Below are 26,227 nucleotides of genomic sequence, written 5' to 3'. Positions count from 1 at the left end.
CATGTTGTGGGCGTTGGCGCTTGCCAGTGCCCGGCGGGATTCTTAGAATCTCCCCTTTGACGTTTCCAATTTTTCAGTACGCCCCCAGTCGGTAGAGGATTATTCATGCAAGTTTCCGTCGATACGACCTCCCAGATCGAACGCCGCATCAACGTCCAGGTGCCGGCCGCCGAGATCGACGAGGCCGTCGCCGCCCGTCTCAAGGATGCCGCCAAGAACGTTCGTCTCGACGGTTTCCGCAAGGGCAAGGTGCCGATGTCGGTCATCCGCCAGCGCTATGGTGCTGATGTGCGCAACGAGGTGGTGGGCGAGGTCATGCGTGAGCGCTATGTTCGCGCCATTACCGATGAGAAGCTCAATCCGGCCGGCTACCCGCAGATCGAAGCCACCGTCAACGAGACCGGCAAGGACCTGGAGTTCACTGCCACCCTCGAGGTCTATCCTGAGTTCGAGCTGGCGACCATTGAAGGCGCCGAGGTCGAGCGTCCGGTGGTTGAAGTGACCGATGCCGACGTCGACGAGATGATCGAGACGCTGCGCAAGCAGAACGCTGCCTGGGAAGAGGTTGAGCGTGCTGCAGAGCAGGGCGATCAGGTCAATATCGACTTCCAGGGCTTCCTGGGTGACGAGCCGTTTGAAGGCGGCAGCGCCGAGAGCCACGATCTGGTGCTGGGTTCCGGCAGCTTCATCCCCGGCTTCGAGGATCAGCTCGAAGGTGCCAAGGCGGGTGAGGACAAGGTCATCAGCGTGACCTTCCCCGAGGACTACCAGGCAGAGCAGCTGGCCGGCCAGGAAGCGACCTTCAAGGTCAAGGTCAACGCGGTCAAGGGCCAGGCGCTGCCGGAAGTCGATGCGGAATTCATCGAGAAATTCGGTGTCGAAGGTGGTGACGTCGAGGCGTTCCGCGCCGAGGTCAAGAAGAACATGAGCCGTGAGGCTGACCAGGCGGTCGAGAATCGCGTCAAGCAGCAGGTGCTCGAGGCCCTCAAGCAGGCCAACGAGATCCCCGTTCCCGAGTCGCTGGTCCAGCAGGAGGTCGATGGCCTCAAGCGTCAGGCGGCGCAGCAGTTTGGTCTGGGCGAGGACTTCGACGTCAGCCAGTTGCCCAACGAGCTGTTTACCGAACAGGCCAAGAGCCGCGTGCAGGTCGGTCTGCTGCTGGCTGAGGTGATCAAGGTCAACGAGCTGGATGCTTCCGACGACGAGATCAAGGCAAAGGTCGAGGAGCTTGCACAGCAGTATCAGGAGCCCGAGCAGGTCGTCGAGTACTATATGGGCAACGAGCAGATGAAGACCCAGGTCAAGTCTGCACTGCTGGAAGAAAAGGCCGTCGACGCTTTGCTCGATCAGGCCAATGTGAAGGACGTGGAAATGTCCTACCAGCAGGCCCTGGCTGCCGCGCAGCAGCAGCCGGGCGACGAGGCGGAGGAAGGCGAGGACGCTTGAGGCGCCTCTCCTGGCCGGCCCCGTCGGGCCGGCTTCGTCGTTTTGTCACGCAAGGAAACAAGGACATCTCCTCATGAACACCGAGTTCGATATCAACGCTGCCGGCGGCCTTGTGCCCATGGTGGTCGAGCAGAGCGCCCGCGGCGAGCGTGCCTACGACATCTACTCCCGGCTGTTGAAGGAGCGGGTGATCTTCCTGGTGGGGCCGGTCGAAGACTATATGGCCAACCTGCTGGTCGCCCAGCTGTTGTTCCTGGAGTCCGAGAACCCGGACAAGGACATCCACCTTTACATCAATTCGCCCGGCGGTTCGGTGACGGCGGGGATGTCCATCTACGACACCATGCAGTTCATCAAGCCTGACGTCTCGACCGTCTGTATCGGTCAGGCGGCGAGCATGGGAGCCCTGCTGCTGGCCGGTGGTGCCGCTGGCAAGCGCTATTGCCTGCCCAACTCGCGGATGATGATCCACCAGCCGCTGGGTGGCTATCAGGGGCAGGCCTCGGACATCGAGATTCACACCCGTGAAATTTTGGGCATCCGCGAGCGACTGAACCAGATCCTGGCGCACCACACCGGCCAGGATATCGAGACCATCGCCAAGGATACCGATCGCGACAACTTCATGAACGGCGCCCAGGCCGCGGAGTATGGCCTGATCGACGCAGTGCTGGATAAGCGCCCGGCATCCTGATAGCGTGATAGCTCGCGCGATGACTACGTGATTACCGGTGGCCCCTGGGGCCACCGCTGCCAGAGAGGTACGCGAATGGCCGACGGCAAAGGCAAGGACGACAACGGCAAGCTTCTGTATTGTTCGTTCTGTGGCAAGAACCAGAACGAAGTACGCAAGCTGATCGCCGGTCCGTCCGTTTATATCTGCGATGAGTGTGTCGATCTCTGCAACGACATCATTCGCGAAGAAGTTCTCGATGCCGATGCCGAGAGCGACGAGGAGCGTCTGCCCGTTCCGCGCGAAATTCGACACACCCTCGACGACTACGTGATCGGTCAGGACCGCGCCAAGACGGTGCTGTCGGTGGCCGTGTACAACCACTACAAGCGTCTGCGTCACAGTGGCAAGGATGAGGTCGAGCTCGGCAAGTCGAACATCCTGCTGATCGGGCCCACCGGTAGCGGCAAGACTCTGCTGGCGGAGACCCTGGCGCGGTTGCTCAATGTTCCCTTCACCATCGCCGATGCCACCACGCTGACCGAAGCGGGCTACGTCGGCGAGGATGTCGAGAACATCATCCAGAAGCTGCTGCAGAAGTGCGACTACGACGTGGACAAGGCCGAGCGTGGCATTGTCTACATCGACGAGATCGACAAGATCTCGCGCAAGTCGGACAATCCGTCGATCACCCGGGACGTTTCCGGCGAGGGCGTGCAGCAGGCGCTGTTGAAGCTGATCGAGGGCACCACGGCCTCGGTGCCTCCGCAAGGTGGTCGCAAGCATCCGCAGCAGGAATTTCTGCAGGTTGATACCGGCAATATCCTGTTTATCGTCGGCGGTGCCTTCGCCGGCCTCGACAAGGTTATCCGGGATCGTGCCGAGACCGGTGGCATTGGCTTCAATGCCGAGGTCAAGAGCAAGGATGAGACCAAGGGTGTCGGCGATCTGCTGCTGGACGTGGAACCCGAGGATCTGGTCAAGTTCGGCCTGATTCCCGAGTTCGTCGGACGTCTGCCGGTCATCGCAACCTTGACCGAGCTGACCGAAGACGCGCTGATTCAGATCCTGACCGAGCCGAAGAACTCGCTGGTCAAGCAGTACGCTCGGTTGTTCGACATGGAAGGCGTCGAGCTGGACTTCCGCGAGGATGCCCTGCGCGCGGTGGCCCACAAGGCAATGGCGCGCAAGACCGGCGCCCGTGGCCTACGTTCGATTCTCGAGTCGGTGCTGCTCGACACCATGTACGAGATTCCCTCTCTCGAGGGCGTCAGCAAGGTGGTTATCGACGCCTCTGTCATCGGTGGGGAGAGTGATCCCCTGCTGATCTACAGCCAGGCCAGCGACGCTGAGGAAGACACTCGCGTGGACGGCACCGACGGCTAGTCCGTCAGCGCTTCCCGCGACGCCGTCAAAAGGGGCCGCAGACGCGGCCCCTTTGTCTGCCGGAGCCTTCGATGGCGATTCGGCTAGGCGTTTCCCCTTGCAATGCCTCGGGGCTGCCCCCATCCCCTTAGGTTTCACCCGCTAAGTTTGAGGAACGTCTGCGATGCAGCAGAACGCCGAACAGACTATGAGTCTGCCCCTTTTGCCACTGCGTGACGTGGTGGTATACCCGCAGATGGTCATCCCCTTGTTTGTCGGCAGAGAGAAGTCGATTCAAGCGCTGGAAGCCGCCATGGCGGATGACAAGCGGGTCTTGCTGGTCGCCCAGCGTGAGGCGAGCAAGGATGATCCCGATGACGAAGATCTGTTCGCCATCGGCACGGTAGCCGAGATCATGCAGCTGCTGAAACTCCCGGACGGTACCGTCAAGGTGCTGATCGAGGGCGAGTCTCGCGCCGATATCGGTGAGATCTCGGTAGCCGAAGAGGGTTACTCCACGGCCCAGGTGATACTGCGTTCCAGCGAGCCCCTGAGCGAGCGTGAGCAGGAGTCGTTGGTGCGGGTGCTGCTCAACCAGTTCGAGCAGTACGTCAAGATGTCGAAGAAGGTGCCCAACGAGGTACTGAATTCGCTGTCCGGGATCGAGGATCCCAGCCGCCTGGTGGATACGATCTGCGCCCATCTGTCGCTGAAGATCGGCGACAAGCAGGAATTGCTCGAGATGGATCGCGTCCGCGATCGTATCGAGCACCTGATGGCGCTGATCGAAGCCGAGATCGACCTGCTGCAGGTAGAGAAGCGCATTCGCTCCAGGGTCAAGGACCAGATGGAGAAGTCCCAGCGCGAGTACTACCTCAACGAGCAGATGAAGGCCATCCAGAAGGAGATGGGCGAGCTCGAGAACGCGCCAAACGAGGCCGACAAGTACGAGCAGGCCATCAAGGACTCCGGGATGCCCAAGGAGGCCGCCGACAAGGCCAACCAGGAGCTCGGCAAGTTGCGCATGATGTCACCTTCCTCGGCGGAGGCGACGGTGGTGCGCTCTTACCTCGACTGGCTGGTGTCGGTACCGTGGAAGAAACGTACCCGGGTCAAGCACGATCTGATCAATGCCCAGAAGGTGCTCGACGAGGACCACTATGGACTGGATGAGGTCAAGGAACGCATCCTCGAGTACCTGGCCGTGCACAAGCGGGTCAAGAAGCTCAAGGGGCCGGTGCTGTGTCTGGTGGGGCCTCCCGGCGTCGGCAAGACCTCGCTGGGCAAGTCCATCGCCCGGGCGACCAATCGCAAGTACGTGCGTCTGGCCCTCGGCGGCGTGCGTGATGAATCGGAAATTCGTGGGCATCGTCGTACCTATATCGGCTCTCTGCCCGGAAAGCCGATCCAGCGCATGGCCAAGGCGGGGGTGAAGAACCCGTTGTTCCTGCTTGACGAGGTCGACAAGGTTGGCATGGATCATCGTGGAGATCCTGCGTCTGCGCTGCTTGAGGTGCTGGACCCCGAACAGAACAACACCTTCAGTGACCACTACCTGGAGCTGGACTACGATCTGTCGGAAACTCTGTTCATCTGTACCGCCAACTCGATGAATATTCCGGGGCCGCTGCTGGACCGCATGGAGGTGATACGCCTCCCGGGGTACACCGAGGATGAGAAGCTGGCCATCGCCACGCGCTATCTGGTGCCCAAGCAGCTGGCCGCCAATGGCTTCAAGGAAGATGAGCTGAGCTTTGGTGAGGATGCGCTGCTGGAGCTGATTCGCTACTACACCCGCGAAGCCGGCGTTCGCGAGCTCGAGCGGCAGATCGCCAAGGTCAGTCGCAAGGTGTTGCGTGAGCGGCTCGAGAAGGAAGGCAAGGAAGGTGCCCTGGGCTCGCAGACGCTGGCGGCCGAGGATATCGAAGCCTACGCTGGCGTGCGGCGTTACAGCTACGGTCTGGCCGACCAGCAGGACCAGGTCGGTCGTGTGACCGGACTCGCCTGGACCTCGGTGGGAGGTGAGTTGCTCAATATCGAGTCGGTGGTGACGCCTGGCAAGGGGCGTCTCAACAAGACCGGTTCACTGGGTGACGTCATGAAGGAGTCGGTGAGTGCCGCCCAGACGGTGGTGCGGGCCCGCGCCGAGGCCCTGGGGATCGATCCCGAGCGGTTCGAGAAGGAAGACCTGCATATCCACGTGCCGGAGGGAGCCACCCCCAAGGACGGCCCCAGCGCGGGTATCGCCATGGTGACCGCCATGGTCTCGGCATTCTGCAACCGTCCTGTGCGTTGCGACGTCGCGATGACCGGTGAAGTCAACCTGAGAGGCGAAGTCATGCCGATCGGTGGGCTCAAGGAGAAATTGCTGGCGGCCAGGCGCGGTGGTATAAAGACGGTGCTAATACCCGAGGAGAACCGTCGCGATCTCAAGGAGGTCCCTGAAAATATCAAGGATGCTCTGACGATCCATCCGGTTCGCTGGATTGATGAAGTGCTCGAGCTCGCTCTGTCACAAAAGGTGGATCAAAAAACCGACGATTCACTGTCGACAGAGTCGTCTGCGACACACTCAATGGTCAGCACACACTAGTGACGTTTTTTCCATGATCTTGGGTGTAGAATGCCGAGTTCATGCGGATTGGCAAGGAAGGTTGCTTGACAGGTCTTTTGCAGCATTGCTATAAATTATCGCCATGCTGCGATCGAGCCTGTCGGCAAGAAGTATCGCCGTTTCGAATTTTTTTCTGTAATAGTCAAGGGGTGAAGTGTGAACAAGTCCGAGCTGATTGATGCCATTGCCGCGTCTGCCGATATTCCGAAGGCCGCCGCTTCTCGCGCGCTGGATGCTATGGTGGAATCCGTGACCGAGAGCCTGAAGCAGGGCGACAGCGTTTCACTGGTTGGCTTTGGTACCTTCTCCGTCAAGGAGCGCGCTGCACGTACCGGCCGCAACCCGCAGACCGGTCAGCCGATCGAAATCAGTGCCGCCAAGGTGCCGAGCTTCAAGGCCGGCAAGGCTCTGAAGGATTCCGTCAACTAAGACGCGTGGTCTCGGCGGCACGTCGAGCATCGTCACGTTGACACGAGTCTGGCGGCCACCGCCTACGCCGGACTCGCCAAGGGCGCATCGCTATCGCGGTGCGCCTTTTTCATGAGTTTGGGGGAGGTCGCGCCAGGCCCTCGGGTGCGTATACTGGTGCGCGACGAATCCCCATCCTTTCGCAGAGGCATGCATGCTGCAGAGTATTCGCGACCGATCCCAGAGCTGGATCGCAAAGATCATCATTGGTGCCGTGATCGTCACCATGGCACTGTTTGGCGTGGAGTCGTTGATTGGTCTATTCGGACAATCCGGCGATGAGGTCGCCACGGTCAATGGTGAGCCCATCAATCGCCAGCAGGTCGAACTGAATGTCCAGCGCGCCATGCGCTCCAACCAGGTGCCTGCCGACCAGGAGCGCGCGCTTCGCGGCGAAGTGCTTGAAGGCTTGATCAGTGACCGCTTGATGATCGATTACGCCAAGAATGGCGGACTAGCGGTTTCGGACAATCAACTCGACCAGTTGATCGTCAGTCGCCCGGAGTTTCAGAATGCCGATGGCCAGTTCGACCAGGAGCTCTTCCGCAGCCGTCTATCAAGTGTCGGCTATACGCCATTGTCCTTCCGCGAGCAGCTCAGTCGTGACGTCATGCGCGGGCACATCCAGCAGGGCCTGATCGCCAGCGACTTCACCTTGCCAGGCGAGCGCGAGCGGCTTGCCGAGTTGCAGCGCCAGACGCGTAGTTTCCGCTACCACCGACTGACCGAGGCGGACCTCGAGGCGCCTGTCGAGGTGTCTCAGGCGGAAATGACAGCCTACTACAACGAGCATCAGCAGGAATTCCTGCGGCCGGAGCAGGTCAAGCTCGGTTACATCGTGCTCGATCAGGAGGCCATGGCCGCCGATATCGAGGTGAGCGAGGAGGACCTGCGCGAAGCCTGGGAAGCCCAGGCAGAGAACGCTGATCGTCAGATATCACACATCATGGTGACCTTTGGCGACGAGCGCAGCAGAGACGAGGCCGAGGCCCGTATCGAAGCCATCAAGGCGCGACTGGCCGATGGCGACGCGTTCGACGATCTGGCGGCCGAGTTCTCCGATGACACATCCACCAGCGACGACGGTGGCGATCTTGGGGTGATCACCCGGGGTATCTTCGGCGAGGCCTTTGAAGAGGCCGCCTTTGCCCTCGACGAGGGCCAGGTCTCCGAGGCGGTCGAGACCGATAACGGACTGCACCTGATCAAGGTGACCGAGATCGATCGTGCGGACTTTGCCTCCGAGCGTGACCGTCTGCGTGATCAGCTTGCTCAGGCACAGGTGCGCGACGCCTTCAATGACAAGGCCCAGCAGTTGATCGACGAGAGCTTCGCTGCCGACGATCTTCAGAGTGTGGCAGACGACCTTGGACTCGAGCGTCAGACCAGTGATTGGGTCGGTCGTGAAGGCGCTGAAGGCGTACTGGCCGAACCTGGCGTGATGGACCAGGCCTTCAGCGATGAGGTGCTTGGAGAGGGCTTCAACAGCGAGGTCATCGAGCTGGATGGCTCACGGCGTCTGGTGCTGCGGGTGCTCGATCACCGCGACGCGGCGACGCTCCCGCAGGAGCAGGTTAAGGACCAGGTCGAAGCGGCGGTGCGTCAGGCCAAGACCCGCGACGCCTTGATCGAGCTTGCCGAAGAGCGAGTGTCGCAGCTGCAGGGGGGCCAGTCGCTGGACATCGATTGGCAGCGTGCTGACAACATCAGCCGTCAGGACGCGCCCAGCGTACCCGATGCAGTGCTGACCACCGCGTTCAAGCTGCCGCATCCTGAAGAGGGCCAGGTGGTTTACGGCCGGGCGGTCGATGGCGCCGATGTCAGTCTTATTGCCCTGGAGAGCATTGGCCAGGGTGAGGGTAACCAGCAGATGGAGCAGTTTGTCGCCAGCATGGCCGAGCGGCTGCGTGCCCAGGCGGTGCTGGATGGCCTGTTGACCCATCTACGCGATACCGGCGAGATCGAGCGTTACTAGCCAACTCGTCTAGCCAGCGCGGAGAGGGGCCGCACGCGTGTCGCGGTCCCCCTGCTGTCGAAAAGGAGCGCCATCTGGCGCTCCTTTTCGTTGGCGCCGGCCTGTGAAGTCCTGTTGGAACGATTGTTGGAGCGATGTTTCGGGTATTGCGTGCCTGCTCGATGGTTCTTTTTATACCGTTATCTCGCGTTCTAGTGAAGCGCATACGGCGTTCAGGGTATAGCGTCGCACAAGGCCTCTGCATAGGCTGTTTATATTTATACCGTTATCTTATTGGTCGTCATCTGCTGCCAATCTTCTAGCCGGAGCCAAGAACCGTCATGCAACCACTAGCCAGCATCCCCACCCATGTCATCACCGGATTTCTCGGCAGCGGCAAGAGCCAGTTGATCCGCCATTGGATCGATCGCAAACCCGTTGGTGAGCGGTGGGCAATCCTGATCAATGAGTTTGGTCAGGTGGGCATCGACCAAGCGATAGTCGGGGAGCGCGACGACGTCACCGTGCAGGGGGTGCCAGGAGGGTGTCTCTGTTGTCAGGTGGCGACGGTCTTCCGCTCGGTGCTGGTGCAGTTGCTGCGCCGCGAACGGCCAGATCGATTGCTGATCGAGCCCTCCGGGCTCGGCCACCCGGCCGGCCTGCTGGAGGTGCTGGGGGGCGGCGATCTTGCCCAGGTGCTGGATCTCCGCCAGGTCATTACTGTGCTCGATGCACGCCGTCTCGATGATCCCAGGGTCTTGAGCCATTCCACCTTTGTCGACCAGTTGGCAGTGGCCGATGGATGGGTGCTGTCCATGCAGGACCTGCTCGAGGACGAGCATCGCCAAGGGATCGAGCGATGGCGCCAGGAGAGTGGCTTGGCACCATCCTGGATGGTGGAAAGCGGCGCGAAAGGGTTGCCGATCAGCCATCTGCTCGACTCCCCGGCGCGAGGCCGTCAGAACTCCCGTAGCGATGCTCAGAGTCTGCTGCTGCGTCGGCCTTCGCTGCATGCCGAGGCGATCGATTCATCGCCAGGCACGCCTGAGGCCCCGGCGCCCATCGCCGGTGGTGCAGCAAGACAGAACGGACACGGTCTGGGTTATCGCTCCGCAAGCTGGCATTGGCACCGCGAGGAGTGCTTCGATCTCGCAGCGCTGGACCAGTGGTGGAAGCAACTGCCATCTGGCGTGCGGGTGAAAGGGGTCATGCGAACCGGCCGGGGCTGGCGCACCTTCCCGCTTCCGTCCGTTCCCGGCAAAGAGGCTCAGGCGTCCTGGCGCAAGGATTCGCGGCTCGAGATGATCTGGCCAGAGGATATGGAACTCGATATCGATGGCCTGGAGCGGGCGCTCGAGCAGTGTCGACGTCGGCCGTCGGGTGAGGCGGGGCCGGACGCCTGAGCGTCCGGCGTGTCATCGATGCCCGAAGGCCCAGGGCGGGCAGGGCGTCGATAAAGGCTGCGTCAGAAGGAAAAGCGGTTGAGTGATGGGGCCTCGCCGTCTTCGATGCGCACCTCCCAGCCCTGATCGCGGGTCCAGTCGCCGACCACGATACGTTGCGCCGACACGGGATCGCCCTGAGGACCGGCAAGGCTCAAGTCATGCACGGCGGGACGATGGGTATGACCGTGAATCAGCCTGCGAACCTCGTGGGCCTGCATCACGTCGACGACTTCCTCGGGGGTGACGTCCATGATGTCAGCGGCCTTGGTGCTGTTGGCCTCGCCGGACTGCTGACGCAACTGGCTTGCCAAGGCCAGACGCTCCGGGATCGGCATGGCGAGGACTCCTGCCTGCCACTGCGGGTCACGGGCCTTGGCGCGAAACGCCATGTAGGCTTCGTCGCTGGTGCAGAGGCTGTCTCCGTGCATCACCAGGGTAGGCTCACCGCCAAGGTCAAGTCGTTGTGGTTCGTCGAGCAGGGTGGCACCAGCCCGCTGGGCGAAGCTTTCGCCCAGCAGGAAGTCGCGGTTGCCGTGCATCAGGAAAAGTCGCATGCCGGCGTCGCTGGCGGCCTTGAGGCGTTCGGCCACCTGGCAGGCCAGTGCCGCGTGGCCAGACGGATCCGCGGCGCCGAGGTCCATCAGGTCATCGCCGATCCAGGCGTCGAAGATGTCACCGATCAGGTAAAGATCGGTGCCTTCGGCGGTGTTGCGCTCGAGGTAGTCGAAGAATCCCTGGGTGATCTGCGGCGCCTCGGGATGCAGGTGCAGGTCAGCGATCAACAGAGTGGTCATGGTGTTCATGGTCTCCTGAACGCAGCACGCCCGCAGTGCGGGCGTGCTCGGTGGAAAGGCAGGAGGATCAGGCGTCGTCCTTGACGTAGGCGCGCTGGATGATCACGTCCTCGGCAGGCACGTCGGCGTGCATGCCGCGTCGGGTGGTGGCCACGTCCTTGATCCGGTTGACCACGTCCATGCCGTCGACCACACGACCGAAGACACAGTAGCCCCAGCCCTGCATGTTCTTGCCGGTATGATTGAGGAAGTCGTTGTCGGCCACATTGATGAAGAACTGGGCGGTGGCGGAGTGAGGGTCCTGGGTCCGCGCCATGGCCAGGGTGCCGGTAGCGTTCTTGAGGCCGTTGTCCGCTTCGTTCTCGATGGGGTCACGCGTGGGCTTCTGCTCGAAGTTGCTGTCGAAGCCGCCGCCCTGGACCATGAAGCCGTCGATCACGCGATGGAAAAGGGTGCCATCGTAGAAGCCATCGCGGACGTACTGCTCGAAGTTGGCCGCGGTCTTTGGCGCCTCTTCATGGTTGAGTTCGATCGAGATGTCGCCAAAATTGGTCTGCAGAATGATCATGGAGTGGTCCTGTAGCGTTTACAGCGCCTCTTGGCGCCTTTCTCGTTCTCGGCCCGGCTTGGCGCCGGGCCCTGGCGTGACGCTATAATAGCCGTTTTGCTTCGCAGCGCGAAGCCGGGGGCGGATCTGTGCCCTTCAAAGCCCTTACTTCACCAGAGGTTGATTCATCAACATGACCACCGAGACCAGCAACGCGCCGAATTTCATTCGCAATCAGATTCGCGAGGAAATCGAGGCCGGACGGTCACAGAAGATCGTGACGCGATTCCCCCCCGAGCCGAATGGCTTCTTGCACATCGGGCACGCCAAGTCGATCTGTCTCAACTTCGGACTCGCGGAGCAGTTCGGTGGTGACTGCCATCTTCGCTTCGATGACACCAATCCCGCCAAGGAAGAGCAGGCCTACATCGACGCCATCAAGGAAGACGTGCACTGGCTGGGCTTCCAGTGGGCGGGCGACATTCGTTTCGCCTCCGACTACTTCGACCAGCTCTACGCCTGGGCGCAGCATCTGGTGAAGGAAGGCAAGGCCTATGTCGATGATCTGTCTCCGGACGAGATTCGCGAATACCGCGGTACCCTGACCGAAGCCGGTCGCCCCAGTCCCTACCGCGACCGCAGCGCAGAGGAGAACCTCGATCTGCTCGAGCGCATGCGCCAGGGGGAATTTGCCGAAGGCGAAAAGGTGCTGCGCGCGAAGATCGACATGGCCTCGCCCAACATCAACCTGCGCGACCCGATCCTGTATCGCATTCGGCATGCCAGCCACCACCAGACCGGCGACAAGTGGAAGATCTATCCGTCCTACGACTTCACCCACGGGCAGTCTGACGCCATCGAAGGGATTACCCACTCGGTCTGCACCCTGGAGTTCGAGGACCACAGGCCGCTCTACGAATGGTTTCTGGAGCAGCTGCCGGTGCCGGCCAAGCCCCGGCAGATCGAGTTTGCGCGCCTGAATCTGAACTATACCCTGACCTCCAAGCGCAAGCTCAAGCTGCTGGTCGACAACGGCATCGTCGATGGCTGGGATGATCCGCGCATGCCTACCATCTCCGGGATGCGTCGGCGCGGTTATACACCGGCGTCGATTCGCAAGTTCTGCGAGATGATCGGTGTGACCCGGGCCGACGGCGGTCTGGTGGACATTGCCATGTTGACCCATGCCATCCGCTCCGACCTCGAGGACAATGCGCCTCGTGCCATGTGCGTGCTGAAGCCACTCAAGGTGGTGTTGACCAATGTCGACGCCGACCACGAAGAGGTCTACGAGGTGGCGGGACACCCGGCCCGTGACGACATGCCGGTACGCCGTATCCCCTTTACCCGAGAGCTGTGGATCGACCGCGACGATTTCATGGAAGAGCCGCCGAAGAAGTTCTTCCGTCTGGCCCCGGGCAAGGAGGTTCGCCTGCGCAACAGCTACGTGATCCGTTGCGACGAGGTGGTCAAGGACGAGGCTGGCGAGATCCAGGAGCTGCGTTGCAGTGTGGACTTCGACACCCTGGGCAAGAACCCGGAAGGGCGCAAGGTGAAAGGGGTCATCCACTGGGTCAGTGCCAGCCACGGGGTGCCGATCGAGGTGCGGCTCTACGACAATCTGTTCCTGGTCGAGCAGCCGGACAAGGACAAGGACGCCGATTTCCTCGAGCACCTGAACCCCGAGTCGCTGGTGACCGTCCAGGGTGTCGGCGAGCCGAGCCTGGCTGATGCCGGCAACGAGGATCGCTATCAGTTCGAGCGCGTCGGCTACTTCTGTGCCGACCGTTACGCCAGCCGCCCCGATCACCTGGTGTTCAATCGCACGGTCGGTCTCAAGGACACCTGGGCCAAGATGCAGAAGAAGGGCTGACATGCAGATCTACAACACGCTGAGCCGCACCAAGGAAGAGTTCACGCCCATCGAGCCGGGCAAGGTACGCATGTACGTCTGTGGCATGACGGTGTATGACTTCTGCCACCTGGGACATGCCCGGGTCATGGTCGCCTTCGATGTCATCAGCCGCTATCTGCGCCATCGTGGCTATGACGTCACCTACGTGCGCAACATCACCGATATCGACGACAAGATCCTGCGTCGCGCCGAAGAGAACGGCGAGAGCATCGGTGAACTGACCGAGCGCATGATCGACGCCATGCACGAGGATGAAGGTCGACTGTTTGTCCAGCGTCCGGACCAGGAGCCCAGGGCCACCGGTCACGTGGCCGAGATCATCGCCATGATCGAGGTGCTGATCGACAAGGGCTTTGCCTACGCGCCGGGTAACGGCGATGTCTACTATCGCGTGCGCAAGTTCGAAGGCTACGGCAAGCTCAATAATCGTAACCTCGACGATATGCGCTCCGGCGCCCGCGTCGAGGTCGACGAGCACAAGGAAGATCCGCTGGACTTCGTGCTGTGGAAGGGTGCCAAGCCGGGTGAGGCCAGCTGGGCCTCTCCCTGGGGCGAGGGGCGTCCGGGTTGGCATATCGAATGTTCGGCAATGTCCACCTGCTGCCTGGGCAACACCTTCGACATCCACGGTGGAGGTCCGGACCTGACCTTCCCGCACCACGAGAACGAGATCGCCCAGAGCGAGGCGGCCACAGGCGAGCGCTACGTCAATACCTGGATGCACGCCGGAGCGGTGCGGGTCGACAGCGAAAAGATGTCGAAGTCACTGGGCAACTTCTTCACCATTCGCGAGGTGCTGGAGCACCACGATCCAGAGGTGGTCCGGTATCTGCTGGTGGCAAGCCACTATCGCAGTGCCATCAACTACGCCCCGGAGGCGCTTGGCGAGGCACGCAAGTCACTCGAGCGCTTCTATACCGCGCTTGACGGTGTCGCGCTGCCGGCGGAAATCGAAGTAGGGCCGGGCGACTACGCCGCACGCTTCAGCGCCGCCATGGACGATGACTTCAACACGCCGGAGGCCCTGTCGGTGCTGTTCGAACTGGTACGCGAGCTCAATCGTGCGCGCAAGGAAGGCAGCGATGACGTTCCTGCCCTGGCGCTCGAGCTCAAGCGTCTGGGCGGTATCCTGGGCTTGTTGACCCAGGAGCCGGCCGCCTTTCTCAAGGGTGGTTCGGTAGCGCTGTCCGAAGACGAGATCAATGCGCGTATCGCGGCGCGGGCGGAGGCCAAGAAGGCCAGGCAGTTCGCCGAAGCGGACCGCATCCGCGACGAGCTCGCCGCCCTGGGGATCGTGCTCAAGGACTCCCGCGAAGGTACCACCTGGGTGGTCGACAAGGGCTGAGCTCAGCCCGTAGTCGCCTGTCGCTTGTGCACCGCACGGGGCGGCAGGGGGACCTGTCGGGGCCAGTCGTCGCCGACCACGAAGATGCGCCGTCCGCATGCCGCGGGCGGCGCATTTTTCATGTCCGGGGTGGCAGGCTCATCGGCATCCTGGCCAAGGACCCATGAGCCATCCAGCGGCGGGTCCAGTGCCTCTCGCTCGAAGCGCAGGGGGTCCTCGGTCAGCATCACCTGTACCGGTGTCGCATAGGTGGCGAAATGTGCCGCCAGCGCCCGTGTCAGGTCGTCACGGCTGCTCCAGTGTCGCGGTTGTGGCGGGGCCAGCCAATGGGGTTTCGCCAGGCAGGTACCGAAGCGCATGTTCTCGAACTGTCGGCACAGGGCCGACCAGTCGCGCCAGTGACACCAGAGCCCCTGTAGCGCCGAATCCGGCACGCCGCGGGGTAGCGCCATGGGACAGTGCCAGGGTTGAAACAACACCCCGGGCATCGCCAGGTGGGCCTCGATTCCGTGTTGCAGTGACGCCAGGGGAGCCCCTTTGATCGTGTTGGCGGGGCTGTCATTCAGGCCCAGACGCAAAAGCTCTCGGGCGCGCTGGCTCTGCAGCAGGGGCAGTTGATGATGCAGCAGATGGCTGACCTTCAGCGCCAGGCTGTCCAGCCCCCCGGGCCCTATCCAGCGACAAGTATCGCCCGAGTCCCCCGGACCGCAGGGGAGGCCGAGAAAGAACTTGATCGCCACTTCCAGGTGTTGAAGGCGCCCATCGGCGTTGCGGTAGAGCAGGTCCAGTTCGCCCAGGGTCCGCTTTTCTTCTCGAATAGGCACATTGTGAGCCAGCAACTGGGTAGCCGGTGCCGTAGAGAGCAAAAATTGCCAAAGAAACTCGTGATATTGTCCAAGCCGAGTGGTGGCGGTGCGCCCCACCATCGCCTCCAGTGCGCTCGGGTCGGCGTCGACGGCCGCCAGGTAGGCGTGTCGGTGCTCCGGCTCGCCCAGCCCGAGCTGGGTCAGGCTCGGACGCCCGGGCCAGCCGGTGTCGATCAGGTCGGGAGCCGTCATCAGCCATGCCAGATCACGCACCATGGGATGGTTCGGTACTGCGCCGAGCTGGACGGCAGTGGTTGCGCCTTGGCATGAGGTCATGATGGACTCACGTTGGTGAAACGTTCAGCAGGCTTGGCCTTGCCTCCTTATACTCAGCATACACACACAAGGAATCGGGTGAGATAAATGAAGCGTCCCCTGGTGTTAGCCGTGATGGTTGCCTCTGCCCTGGCGGGGCAGGTTCAAGCACAGGACCCATTGGTGGTGTCCTCCAAGATCGATACCGAGGGCTCCGTGCTGGGCCAGATGATCCTGCAGCGCCTAGAAGCGGCAGGGCTTGAGGTCGAGGATCGGCTTCAGCTCGGTGGAACCAGCATCGTGCGAGAGGCCTTGATCAATGGCGAGATCGATATCTATCCGGAATACACCGGCAATGGTGCCTTCTTCCACGACATGACCGACAGCCCGGTGTGGCATGACGCGGACAAGGCCTATGAAACGGTGAAGAGCAAGGACGCCGAGCAGGGGCTGGTATGGCTCGAGCCAGCCTCGGCCAACAATACCTACGCCATCAGCGTGCGCGGAGACGTCGCCCGTGACAACGGGCTCGAGACCCTGGAAGACATGGCTGACTTCATCAACCAGGGGGGCGAATACAAGCTCGCGGCCAGTACCGATTTCGTCGAGTCCGCCTTTGCCTTGCCGGCGTTCGAGGAGGCTTACGGCTTTTCTCTGGACGATGATGACCTGCTGGTACTCTCCGGGGGCAACACCGCCGCGACCATGCGCGCCGCGGCCCAGCAGACCAGCGGCGTGAATTCTGCGATGACCTACGGCACCGATGGTGGCCTGCAGGCGCTGGACCTTACCGTGATGACCGACACCAAGGGTGTTCAGCCGGTCTATCAGCCGGCTCCCGTCGTGCGCAAGGAGGTGCTCGAGGCTCACCCCGAGATCGAAGAGGCCCTGGCGCCGGTGTTCCAGTCGCTGGATCTGGAGACCCTGCAGCGTCTCAACGGTGACGTGGCGGTGAACGGTCTGGACCCGGCGAAGGTGGCCGCCGACTACCTGTCGACTCTCGAGGACTGAGCCATCGGTCTCTTGAGTGCAGTGAACGGTGAGCGCGGCAATACGGTATTGCTGACTCTGATGCTGGTGGGGCTCGGTGCCTGGTGGGCCTTGCCTGTGGTCAGCGTCGCTCCGAATCGTATTGTGCCCGGCGAGGCTCTCTACGCCTGGGAGGTGGCCGGGCCCGCCATGGCGCTGCTGGCCAGCCTGCCCATGGGCCTTGCGGCATTGTCGGCGCGTAGCGCTGACCCCGGCTGGCGCTCGCTTGGGCTGGTGCTGCTGGCGCTGGCAGGCCTGCCGCTGTGGCTGGTGTTGGCGGTGCACCAGCTCATCGATCCTGAGCTGCCCCAGGCGCGGCTCGGGATCGGTTCAGGCATCTGGTGTGCGCTGTTTGTGCTGATGTTGGCGCTTTTGGACCTGCGGACTCGACAGCGGCTGTCGACCGGGGTGTCCTGGCTCTTGATGCTGACTCCGCTGGCGCTGCTCGCCGTCTGCCTACCGCTGGGGCTGAATCGTCTGGCGTTGTGGCAGGAGTACCAGGGCCGTGCCGATGACTTCTGGCTGGCCATCGGCGAGCACCTGCTGCTGGTCACTACCACCGTCGGCGTCAGTCTGGTCCTCGGCGCCGGCATCGCGCTGCTGATGCGGCGCTACCCCGAAGTGCAACGGGGCGCCTTCGCGGTACTCAATTTCCTGCAGACGATCCCCAGTCTGGCCTTGTTCGGCTTGTTGCTCGGACCGCTGGCGTGGCTTGCCAATCGCTACCCCTGGGTCGATTCGCTCGGCATCAGCGGCATCGGTTGGGCGCCGGCGCTGTTGGCCCTGGTGGCCTACAGCCTGTTGCCGATGGTCAGAAACACCTTTGTTGCCCTGGAGGGCGTTTCCCCCGGTGTGATCGAGGCGGCGCGCGGCATGGGCATGAGTCGGTTGCAGATCTTCTTTCAGGTGCGCCTGCCACTGGCGGTGCCGGTACTGCTGGAAGGGGTGCGCATCACCACGGTGCAGGCCATTGGCCTGACCGCGGTGGCGGCCCTAATCGGCGCCGGTGGGCTCGGGCGTTTCATCTTTCAAGGGCTGGGTCAGGCCGCCATGGATCTGGTGCTGTTGGGGGCCTTGCCCATTCTGGTGATGGCAATACTCGCCGATGCGGTACTCGGCAACCTGTCGAGGCGACTGGGGAGAGGAGAGGCCGCATGATCGAATTGATCAATATCAGTAAGCGTTTCGGGTCGACCACTGCGGTGGACAGCATTTCGCTGAAGGTGGAGAGCGGGGAGTTCTGCTGCCTGGTGGGGACCTCCGGCTGCGGCAAGTCCACCACCCTGAGGATGATCAACCGGCTGATCGAACACAGCGATGGCGAGATCCATATCGACCAGCAGCCCATTCGCAGCTTCAGGGAAGAGACGCTGAGGCGTCGGATCGGCTACGCCATCCAGAGCACCGGTCTGTTCCCCCACTGGACCGTGGCGCGCAACATCGGCCTGGTGCCGCGACTGCTCAAGTGGCCAAAGGCCAGGATCGACGCACGGGTCGAGGAGCTGATGGCCTTGCTGGGGCTGTCGATGGACGAATTTGCCGGCAAGTACCCCGACCAGTTGTCCGGGGGGCAGGCGCAGCGGGTCGGGGTCGCCCGCGCCCTGGCGGCGGACCCGGATATCCTCCTGATGGACGAGCCGTTTGGCGCCCTGGACCCGATCACCCGCGAGAGCCTGCAACTGGAGCTGCGTGATCTTCAGGCGCGGCTGGGCAAGACCATCGTATTCGTGACCCACGACATGGACGAGGCCCTGACCCTGGCTGACCGGCTGGTGGTGATGCACGAAGGGCAGATCATGCAGCAGGGGCATCCATTGAGCGTGCTGAGAGACCCCGCCAACGATTTCGTCGCCTCGTTGCTGGGGGGCGAGGATCGCGGCCTCAAGGAGGCAGCGCTACTGCCGGTCAGCGAGCGCATGATGCCTCTGGGCACCGGTGGCGTGGCGCGCGAGCGGATCGACCAGGGCGCCTCGCTCAGGGAGGCGCTATCGGTGATGCTATGGCGCCGGGTCGAGCGCCTGGCAGTGGTCGATGACGATGATATTCCGATCGGCGAACTGAGCTTTCGTCGGCTGGTGGGAGCCCGGGGCCATGACTGAGCACTGGGCCAGCCGCTGGCGGGTTCCTGTCATCTGGGGGCTGTTGCTGCTGGCGGGTTGTCTGTTGATGGGGCAGCTGGAAGCGCTGTTTCGCTGGGTCGAGCCCGATAGCCGTGACGTGATCTTCTCGCGGGTGGACTTTCTGGTGTTGTTGGGACGCCATCTGCTGGTGGTCAGCGTTGCCGCCGTGCTGGCTACCTTGATCGGGGTGGGCGGCGCCATCGCCGTCACCCGTCCGGGAGGACGCGATTTTCTGCCGCTGGTCGCCCAGGTGGCATCGCTGGGACAGACGTTTCCTCCGGTGGCGGTACTGGCGCTGGCGGTGCCGGTGCTGGGTTTCGGCACCCTGCCCATCGTGGTGGCATTGCTGCTCTATGGTCTGCTGCCCATCGTGCGTAACACTCTCGCCGGGATCGAGGGTATCGATCCCTCGGTGCGGGAGGCCGCCCGTGGCATGGGCATGACCAGTGCCCAGATCCTGCGCCAGGTGGAATTGCCGCTGGCGGCACCGGTGATCCTGGCCGGTATTCGCACCTCGGTGACGATCAACATCGCCACCGCCGCCCTGGGTGCTACCGTTGGTTCAAGCAACCTTGGGGACCCGATCATCTCCGGTATCGTCAATGGCAACACCGCCTACATCGTCCAGGGCGCAGTGCTGATTGCACTGCTGGCGCTGACGGTGGACAGCGTGTTCGCGCGCCTGGCTCCTGCTCGCCGGGCCTGATGGCGTCGTCCGGGTCCGAACACCGAGACCTGGTCCGCTTTCCCTTTCCTGATCTCCGTATCAGCGAAGCCCCCGTGCAGAGAGGGGGGCTTCGTGGTGGCCTGCGTCTCTCACCAGCCGGTCTCCCCGTCACGGTGGCCCGGTTCGGGCGTCCCATGGTGCTCGCCGCAAAGCGGTCCATCGAGGCAATTCGAGACGAATTTTCGACCAAAGTCGCGGCTAGGCAGGCGTCTCAGTTTACGTTAACGTCAAGTCGGTGCGTTGGTCCCGCCACGGGCAATCCCCTGGCAAGGGGCGGGAATAAAGACAACACTGCCCTCAAAAGGGGCAAAGGAACAGCACGATGACGACGACCGCACAGACCCACCGCCCGGACTTTCTGTCCGGCGACGAATACAGCATTCCCACCTATGCGGTGCTATCCCAGGATGGCACCCTCCATGACGGCGCCGAAGGGCCGGATCTCGAGCGCGACAAGGCGCTGAGAATCTACCACGCCATGGTGGCCACCCGGGTGCTGGACGAGCGCATGATGGCGGCGCAGCGTCAGGGACGCCTGAGCTTCTACATGCAGTGCACCGGCGAGGAAGCGGCGGTCATCGGCAGCGCCGCCGCCCTGGACGACGCCGACATGATCATGGCTCAGTACCGAGAGCAGGGCGCCTTGGCCTATCGCGGCTTCAGCTTCGACGAGTTCATGAACCAGTTGTTCGGCAATGAACTGGACTACGGCAAGGGCCGGCAGATGCCGATCCACTATGGGTCGCGCAAGCTGCACTACATGACCATTTCATCACCGCTGGCGACTCAGATTCCCCAGGCCACGGGCTATGCCTATGGCCAGAAGCTGGCGGGAGAGGGCCTCTGCACCATCGTCTATTTTGGTGAGGGCGCTGCCTCCGAGGGCGATTTCCACGCGGCGCTCAATATGGCGGCGGTACACGAAGCGCCGGTGATCTTCTTCTGTCGCAACAATGGCTACGCCATTTCCACGCCGTCGGTGGAGCAGTTCGCCGCAGATGGCGTGGCGCCCAGGGCGCTGGGATATCGCATGCACGTGATCCGCGTCGACGGCAACGACGTGCTGGCGGTCTACCGGGCCACCGAAAAGGCACGACGTCTGGCGGTGGAGGAGAACAAGCCCGTACTGATCGAGGCCATGACCTACCGTCTGGCGGCCCACAGCTCTTCCGATGACCCATCGGGCTATCGTTCGCGCAAGGAAGAGGACGCCTGGCGGGCCAAGGACCCGATCCGGCGCATGCAGCTGTGGCTCGAGGCCCAGGGCTGGTGGAGCGAAGACGAGGAAAAGGCGTTGCAGGACGAACTGCGTCGCGAGGTGCTGGAAACCATGAAACGGGCCGAAAAGCGCCCACCTCCGGCGATCGATACCATGGTCACCGACGTCTATGCCGACGTGACGCCTGCGCTGCAGCATCAGCTCGATGCTCTCAAGCAGCATGTTCGTCGCTACCCGGAGGCCTATCCGCGTGGGGCCAGGTCGCTGGACCCGGCGTTGGGCCATCGCGATGCCGACCAGGGAGGGGACTGAGATGCCGACCATCAATATGCTGCAGGCCATCAACCAGGCGCTGGACATCGCCATGGCCGAAGACGACAAGGTGCTGTGCTTCGGTGAGGACGTCGGGGGCTTCGGTGGCGTCTTCCGTGCGACCAGTCACCTTCAGGAAAAGTACGGCAAGGCGCGCTGCTTCAACACGCCATTGGTGGAGCAGGGCATCATCGGCTTCGCCAATGGGCTGGCGGCCCAGGGATCGGTGCCGGTGGCGGAGATCCAGTTCGCCGACTACATCTTTCCGGCCTTCGACCAGATCGTCAACGAGACCGCCAAGTTTCGCTACCGCTCCGGCGATCTGTTCAACGTCGGCGGGTTGACCATCCGCGCGCCCTACGGCGGTGGTATCTCCGGTGGCCTCTATCACTCCCAGTCGCCCGAGGCCTATTTCGCCCACACCCCGGGTCTCAAGATCGTGGTGCCGCGCAATCCCTACGAGGCCAAGGGCCTGTTGCTGGCCGCCATTCGTGACCCAGATCCCGTGCTGTTCTTCGAGCCGAAGCGCCTCTATCGCGCCTCCACCGGCGAGGTCCCGGAAGAGGATTACCAGCTGCCGCTGGGAGAAGCCGAGGTGACCAAGGAAGGAGCCGATATCACGCTGCTGGGCTGGGGGGCTCAGATGGAGGTGATCGATCGGGCGGTGGAGATGGCTGAAAAGGACGGGGTGTCCTGCGAAGTGATCGATCTGCGCAGCATCCTGCCCTGGGACGAGGATACCGTCGCCGAGTCGGTACTGAAGACAGGCCGCCTGGTCATCACCCACGAGGCGCCCCGCACAGGGGGCTTCGCCGGAGAGATCGCCGCTGCCATTCAGGAGCGCTGCTTTCTTTACCTGGAGTCGCCGATCCAACGGGTGACCGGCATCGATACACCTTTTCCGCTGACGCTGGAGAAGGAGTATCTGCCCGACCATCTGAAGATCTACGAGGCCATCAAGACCTCACTCCACTACTGAGACGGCGCCGGGAGCCAAGACATGACAGAGTTCAAGCTGCCTGACATCGGCGAGGGCATCGTCGAGTGTGAGGTGATGGAATGGAAGATTGCCGAGGGTGATACCATCGCCGAAGACCAGCCTGTGGTCGAGGTGATGACGGACAAGGCGCTGGTGGAAATCACCGCCCCGGAAGCCGGCGTCGTTACCAGGCTGCACGTGGCGAAGGGTGAAATGGCGCGAGTCCATGCGCCCTTGTTTGCCTATCGTGGCGAGCCTCAGGGCGGCGATGGGCAGGGCGGAGAGGCCCAGGCAGAAAGCGAAGACAACACACCGGTGCAGGCGGAGAGCGCCGCAGAGGCGCCTGTCCAGGAGCCGGCAGAGCCAGTAGAACCGCCGTCGAGCTCCAGCGAAAAGGGCGGTGCGGGGCGACGGGTAGACTTTATTCTGCCCGATATCGGTGAGGGCATCGTCGAGTGCGAGATCGTCGAATGGCACGTGGCCCAGGGTGACGAGATCAGCGAAGACCAGCGACTGGTCGATGTCATGACCGACAAGGCAATGGTCGAGATCACTGCGCCGGAGGATGGGGTCGTCGCCGAGCTGTATGTGGCCAAGGGCGAGATGGCCAAGGTCCATGCGCCGCTGTTTGCCTATCAGGTGGCGGGTGCCGCCGCTGGTGAAGCGCCGGCGGTCGAGGAGGCGTCGCCCCCGACCCCGACCCGGAAGAGTGACTCTCCCGCGCACACGGCTGCGTCCGAGGGGGGCAAGGGCCCCTACGGGCGCATCCCGGCGAGCCCGGCGGTACGCAGACTGATCCGAGAACACCAGCTGCGACTCGAGGACATTCCCGGCAGCGGTCGCCAGGGCCGCGTGTTGAAGGAAGACGTGCTGAGCTTTCTCGATGGCGCTCGACACAGCGGTGCCGTCTCCGCGGCCGATTCCGGGTCCGATTCAGCAGGGGCGGAGTCTCCCGCCGGCACCGATGGAACAGCCCGCGACGAGGGAGAGGTGCGAGTGGAACCGCTGCGCGGGGTCCGGGCGGCCATGGCGCGCCAGATGGTGGCGGCGGCCAGCAGCGTGCCGCACTTCCAGTACGGTGAAGAGATCGACGTCACCGACCTGCTGGCCCTGCGCGGCCGGCTCAAGCCCCAGGCCGAAGCCAGGGACGTCAAGCTCACCCTGATGCCGTTTTTCATCAAGGCGCTGGCGCTGGCGATCGACGAACATCCCCTGGTCAATGCGCGTCTCAATGACGAGGCCACCGAAATCCACTATCCGCCCCACTGCAACGTGGGCATGGCGGTGGACGGCAAGGCCGGCCTGATGGTGCCCAATATCAAGGGCTGTGAGCGCCTGAGCCTGCTTGAGATCGCCGCCGAGGTGCAGCGCCTGACCGAGGCCGCGCGCGAGGGGCGGGTGGCTGCCAGCGACCTCAAGGGAGGCACGATCAGTATCTCCAACATCGGTGCCCTCGGCGGGACCTATGCCGCCCCCATCATCAATATCCCCGAGTCGGCGATCGTGGCCATCGGCAAGACCCAGTGGCTGCCACGCTTCGACGAGGCAGGGCAGGTCGTGCGTCGGGGCATCATGACGGTGACCTGGGCCGGTGATCATCGCTTGCTGGATGGCGGCACCATCGCGCGTTTCTGCAATGCCTGGAAAGGCTATCTCGAGGACCCTGAAAGCATGCTGCTTCACCTGTCCTGAACGGTTGTTACGGCGTGCGCCCGAGGCGCCGCCGTGGCATCGTGTATCGGTGGAGGATACCGCCATGCCCCAGGCCCCGTTGCAGCAGTTCTACATCCCGGAAGATCAGTCGATCTACCTGCTCAGCCAGGACGACGCGCGCAAGCTCAAGGAGTGGGTAGCGCTGTGTCGTACCCAGCTAGAGCAGCTGGGCTATCGGCGCATCGAACTGGTCGGCAAGGGCGCCTACGGTTTCGTGTTTGCCGGGGTCAGTCCCGACCAGCGCCATCACGTCTTCAAGTTCAGCCGGGTCACGTTGCCGCAGCACCTGCAGGATCGCCTCGAGGAAGAGGCCTTCATGCTCGAGCAGGTGGTGCATCCCCGTGTGCCGGCGCTGGTCGCCTATCAGCGGGTGCGCCACCAGGCGATTCTGGTGATGGAGCGGGCCCCGGGGCTCAATCTGGAAGAGGTATCGCTGCGTCAGGGTCGGCTGTCACCGCGGCTGGTGGTGCGTATCGCCACCCAACTGGCCGATATCCTGCGTGAGCTGAGGCGTGAAACCACCCCCGCCGGCGCCCCGAGAAAGCCGGTGGTCCATGGCGACATCAAACCGTCGAATCTGGTGTTTGACGCCCGCGACGAAACGGTGGCGCTGATCGACTGGGGGTCGTCGGTATTTGCACAGCTCGACGCACGGCTGCAGTTCGTCACCGCCAACGTGATGGAGCTGATGTCCGACAATCTGCAGCAGACCAACGCCAGGCTCGGGGACGTCTATTTTATCGGCGAGGACCAGCTTGGGGGCGCGCTGTCATCACCGCGCTTCGACGAGCAGGGTGTCGCCGGGACCCTCTACGCGCTGGCCTCGGCGCAGTCCTGCCGTTTTGGACATCGCGCCATCCCCGCCACCTCGCTGGGTCTGCCGATGGAGTTTGCCAGGACCCTGGACGGGATGCTCGATCCCGACCCCGAGGTGCGGTTGAGGGCCGGCGACCACTTCATTACCGAAATGCCGCGCCTGGGACGGTTGGTGATGCTCGATCTGCCGCGGCCCCAGGAAGTGGCACAGGTGCCGGTGTGGAGCCGCGCGCTGAGTCGCGAGATCGATACCGTGGTGTACAGCTCGCGCAAGGCTTTTCTGAGGGAAGAGGGCGTGGAGGAGACGCTCAATGACGTCAACGATGTTCAGCTCGATCGCTACTATCGCAACTTCATGCAGGGCATGGGGGAGACCGAAAAGGCCTTTCTGGCCGCCGTCAGCCGGCTGGGCAAGTACCCGGTGGTCGGAGGACTGGCGGTGCGCTGGGAGGCCGATGGCGTCTATATCGACTCGTCATTGAATCTGCACGATGCAGGGCTCAAGCGAGCCTTCGTGGCGGCGGTCAACAACATGGTGACCCTGGCGCGGGCGATCCATCGGCGGGGCATCTTCAAGAGTTGCCTGTTCAATGCCCGCGATACCCTGCACCTGGAGCGGACCAGTCCGGATCACCCCTTCGTGGTCGATCCGTCGCTGAAACTGTCCTATGAGGTCAGCGCGGTGCCGGAACTGGAGGATCGCTCCCGTCTGCACAGCTATTTCGAGGACGGTCCCGACCCCGAGGAATTGCTGGTCCTGCCGGAGGCGATCATCACCTCGTTGCAGGCGCTCAATGATATCCACCACACCGGCATGATCATCTTCGAGGTGCTGCCGTCGCATCTCAAGATTCACCACCACTATCGGCTGCTCGACCCTTCAAGGGAGCAGGAATTCCATGACTGTCTCGAGGACATCGTCGATGCGGTGAAGCTGATCGAGGGACTGGGTATCTCCGGCTTCATGAAGATGCCCTACAAGGACACGCGGTTCTTTCCCCACGTGGCACGCCAGCCGGAACGCTACTATCCTCGCGATCCCAGAGCGGCGCTGGCAAGAACGATGTCCGAGCAGCCGGTCGGGGGGGAGTCAGAAGCGCTGCGAGAAGGTCTGCACCAGGCGCAGCGCTAGGTTTTGTCCGAAAAGTTGACGAGCGAAGGTTAGACAAGGCAAAAATCGGTGAGAAAGCGCAGTTTACGGGGTGTAAATGAGCATTTTAACCGGGCTGGCGCACCAGCCGATTTTTAACGCCGTATTACCGAGCGCAGGCACTTTTCAGGCGAGTCGTCAGGCGCCGAGCCCGCTTTCGCGCAGCAGTTGATCGATGGAGCGCTCTGCACGCTGGCTGCCGGCGCCCTCGTGGGCCAGCTCGGCTTCGAGGACCTCGGCGCCTTCGCTGACCAGACGTTCGATCAGTGCAGCCTTCGACAGGCCGGTCTTTTCGGCCAGGAAATCCAGGCGTGCCTCCAGGTCCCGCGAGAATCTGAGTAGATGGGGCATGGTATTCCTCCGGTGGCAACGCGTACGGCTATCAGATTTATGAAAAGTCTAGGTGTTACGGGTGACAATCCCGGGCCCTGTCTAGACGGTGCCCGCGCCCATCGAGGTTCAGGACCAGGCACGG

At 62.8% G+C, this 26,227-nt stretch carries 21 protein-coding genes; 17 read left to right on the top strand and 4 right to left on the bottom strand.

The window, feature by feature from the left end:
- Window positions 1–105 precede the first annotated feature (105 nt).
- The 7 genes from tig (at window position 106) to NFH98_RS10355 (ending at window position 9,923) form a co-directional block, all read left to right on the top strand.
- A complete protein-coding gene (tig, locus tag NFH98_RS10385; RefSeq protein WP_045993753.1) occupies window positions 106–1,446 on the top strand; it encodes a trigger factor in 1,341 nt (446 codons plus the stop codon).
- A 73-nt stretch (window positions 1,447–1,519) separates the two neighbouring features.
- Window positions 1,520–2,140, top strand: coding sequence for an ATP-dependent Clp endopeptidase proteolytic subunit ClpP (gene clpP / locus NFH98_RS10380; protein WP_045993752.1), 621 nt, complete (start codon window positions 1,520–1,522; stop codon window positions 2,138–2,140).
- Between the two features lie 75 nt (window positions 2,141–2,215).
- Complete coding sequence (gene clpX / locus NFH98_RS10375; RefSeq protein WP_045993751.1) at window positions 2,216–3,505, top strand: ATP-dependent Clp protease ATP-binding subunit ClpX; 1,290 nt, start codon at window positions 2,216–2,218, stop codon at window positions 3,503–3,505.
- A 163-nt stretch (window positions 3,506–3,668) separates the two neighbouring features.
- The gene (lon, locus tag NFH98_RS10370; protein ID WP_045993750.1) at window positions 3,669–6,077 is read left to right on the top strand and encodes an endopeptidase La; all 2,409 of its coding nucleotides are present in this window, start codon (window positions 3,669–3,671) and stop codon (window positions 6,075–6,077) included.
- Window positions 6,078–6,254: 177 nt separating this feature from the next.
- Window positions 6,255–6,527, top strand: coding sequence for a nucleoid-associated protein HU-beta (gene hupB / locus NFH98_RS10365; RefSeq protein ID WP_045993749.1), 273 nt, complete (start codon window positions 6,255–6,257; stop codon window positions 6,525–6,527).
- Window positions 6,528–6,720: 193 nt separating this feature from the next.
- A complete protein-coding gene (locus tag NFH98_RS10360) occupies window positions 6,721–8,541 on the top strand; it encodes a SurA N-terminal domain-containing protein (protein WP_349622647.1) in 1,821 nt (606 codons plus the stop codon).
- A gap of 320 nt (window positions 8,542–8,861) precedes the next feature.
- Window positions 8,862–9,923 carry a CobW family GTP-binding protein gene (locus NFH98_RS10355; RefSeq protein WP_349622646.1) on the top strand — a complete coding sequence of 354 codons (1,062 nt, stop codon included), beginning with the start codon at window positions 8,862–8,864 and terminating at the stop codon, window positions 9,921–9,923.
- A gap of 62 nt (window positions 9,924–9,985) precedes the next feature.
- On the opposite strand, the gene NFH98_RS10350 is transcribed toward NFH98_RS10355, so the two are convergent.
- Together NFH98_RS10350 and NFH98_RS10345 are read right to left on the bottom strand one after the other, a co-directional pair.
- The gene (locus NFH98_RS10350) at window positions 9,986–10,768 is read right to left on the bottom strand and encodes a UDP-2,3-diacylglucosamine diphosphatase (RefSeq protein WP_311767537.1); all 783 of its coding nucleotides are present in this window, start codon (window positions 10,766–10,768) and stop codon (window positions 9,986–9,988) included.
- Between the two features lie 58 nt (window positions 10,769–10,826).
- The gene (locus tag NFH98_RS10345) at window positions 10,827–11,327 is read right to left on the bottom strand and encodes a peptidylprolyl isomerase (protein WP_045993746.1); all 501 of its coding nucleotides are present in this window, start codon (window positions 11,325–11,327) and stop codon (window positions 10,827–10,829) included.
- A 172-nt stretch (window positions 11,328–11,499) separates the two neighbouring features.
- Between NFH98_RS10345 and NFH98_RS10340 the strand changes: the two genes are divergently transcribed.
- On the top strand, window positions 11,500–13,179 hold the full coding sequence (locus NFH98_RS10340; RefSeq protein WP_045993745.1) for a glutamine--tRNA ligase/YqeY domain fusion protein: 1,680 nt from the start codon (window positions 11,500–11,502) through the stop codon (window positions 13,177–13,179).
- A 1-nt stretch (window position 13,180) separates the two neighbouring features.
- Entirely contained in the window at window positions 13,181–14,566 is a 1,386-nt protein-coding gene (gene cysS, locus NFH98_RS10335; protein ID WP_108133375.1) for a cysteine--tRNA ligase, read from the top strand.
- Window positions 14,567–14,568: 2 nt separating this feature from the next.
- Here cysS and NFH98_RS10330 read toward each other — a convergent pair whose 3' ends face one another.
- Window positions 14,569–15,708: a DUF1853 family protein gene (locus NFH98_RS10330; RefSeq protein ID WP_349622645.1), complete on the bottom strand. Its 1,140-nt coding sequence runs from the start codon at window positions 15,706–15,708 to the stop codon at window positions 14,569–14,571.
- Window positions 15,709–15,795: 87 nt separating this feature from the next.
- Between NFH98_RS10330 and osmF the strand changes: the two genes are divergently transcribed.
- From osmF to NFH98_RS10290, 8 genes are all read left to right on the top strand, one after another.
- Entirely contained in the window at window positions 15,796–16,698 is a 903-nt protein-coding gene (osmF, locus tag NFH98_RS10325; protein ID WP_045993742.1) for a glycine betaine ABC transporter substrate-binding protein OsmF, read from the top strand.
- Window positions 16,699–16,719: 21 nt separating this feature from the next.
- Entirely contained in the window at window positions 16,720–17,874 is a 1,155-nt protein-coding gene (locus tag NFH98_RS10320) for an ABC transporter permease (RefSeq protein ID WP_342586445.1), read from the top strand.
- The gene (locus NFH98_RS10315) at window positions 17,871–18,815 is read left to right on the top strand and encodes an ABC transporter ATP-binding protein (protein WP_045993740.1); all 945 of its coding nucleotides are present in this window, start codon (window positions 17,871–17,873) and stop codon (window positions 18,813–18,815) included. Before NFH98_RS10320 ends, NFH98_RS10315 begins: the two co-directional genes overlap by 4 nt.
- On the top strand, window positions 18,808–19,542 hold the full coding sequence (locus tag NFH98_RS10310) for an ABC transporter permease (protein WP_349622644.1): 735 nt from the start codon (window positions 18,808–18,810) through the stop codon (window positions 19,540–19,542). The genes NFH98_RS10315 and NFH98_RS10310 overlap by 8 nt, the downstream gene beginning before the upstream one ends.
- A 343-nt stretch (window positions 19,543–19,885) precedes the next feature.
- On the top strand, window positions 19,886–21,094 hold the full coding sequence (locus tag NFH98_RS10305) for a thiamine pyrophosphate-dependent dehydrogenase E1 component subunit alpha (protein ID WP_349622643.1): 1,209 nt from the start codon (window positions 19,886–19,888) through the stop codon (window positions 21,092–21,094).
- Between the two features lies 1 nt (window position 21,095).
- On the top strand, window positions 21,096–22,073 hold the full coding sequence (locus NFH98_RS10300) for an alpha-ketoacid dehydrogenase subunit beta (protein WP_045993737.1): 978 nt from the start codon (window positions 21,096–21,098) through the stop codon (window positions 22,071–22,073).
- 21 nt (window positions 22,074–22,094) lie between these two features.
- A complete protein-coding gene (locus tag NFH98_RS10295) occupies window positions 22,095–23,765 on the top strand; it encodes a dihydrolipoyllysine-residue acetyltransferase (protein WP_349622642.1) in 1,671 nt (556 codons plus the stop codon).
- A 64-nt stretch (window positions 23,766–23,829) separates the two neighbouring features.
- Window positions 23,830–25,734 (top strand): protein kinase domain-containing protein, encoded by a 1,905-nt coding sequence (locus NFH98_RS10290; protein WP_349622641.1) that lies wholly within the window; start codon window positions 23,830–23,832, stop codon window positions 25,732–25,734.
- 156 nt (window positions 25,735–25,890) lie between these two features.
- Here the strand turns inward: NFH98_RS10290 and NFH98_RS10285 are convergent, their stop codons facing one another.
- Window positions 25,891–26,103, bottom strand: coding sequence for a YlcI/YnfO family protein (locus NFH98_RS10285; RefSeq protein ID WP_045993734.1), 213 nt, complete (start codon window positions 26,101–26,103; stop codon window positions 25,891–25,893).
- Window positions 26,104–26,227 lie beyond the last annotated feature (124 nt).

The sequence above is a fragment of the Halomonas sp. H33-56 genome, from assembly GCF_040147035.1.
In the GTDB taxonomy this organism is placed as follows: Bacteria; Pseudomonadota; Gammaproteobacteria; order Pseudomonadales; family Halomonadaceae; genus Halomonas; species Halomonas litopenaei.
Note: the sequence above shows the minus strand (reverse complement) of the source record. Positions and strands in the feature narration are given on the sequence as shown.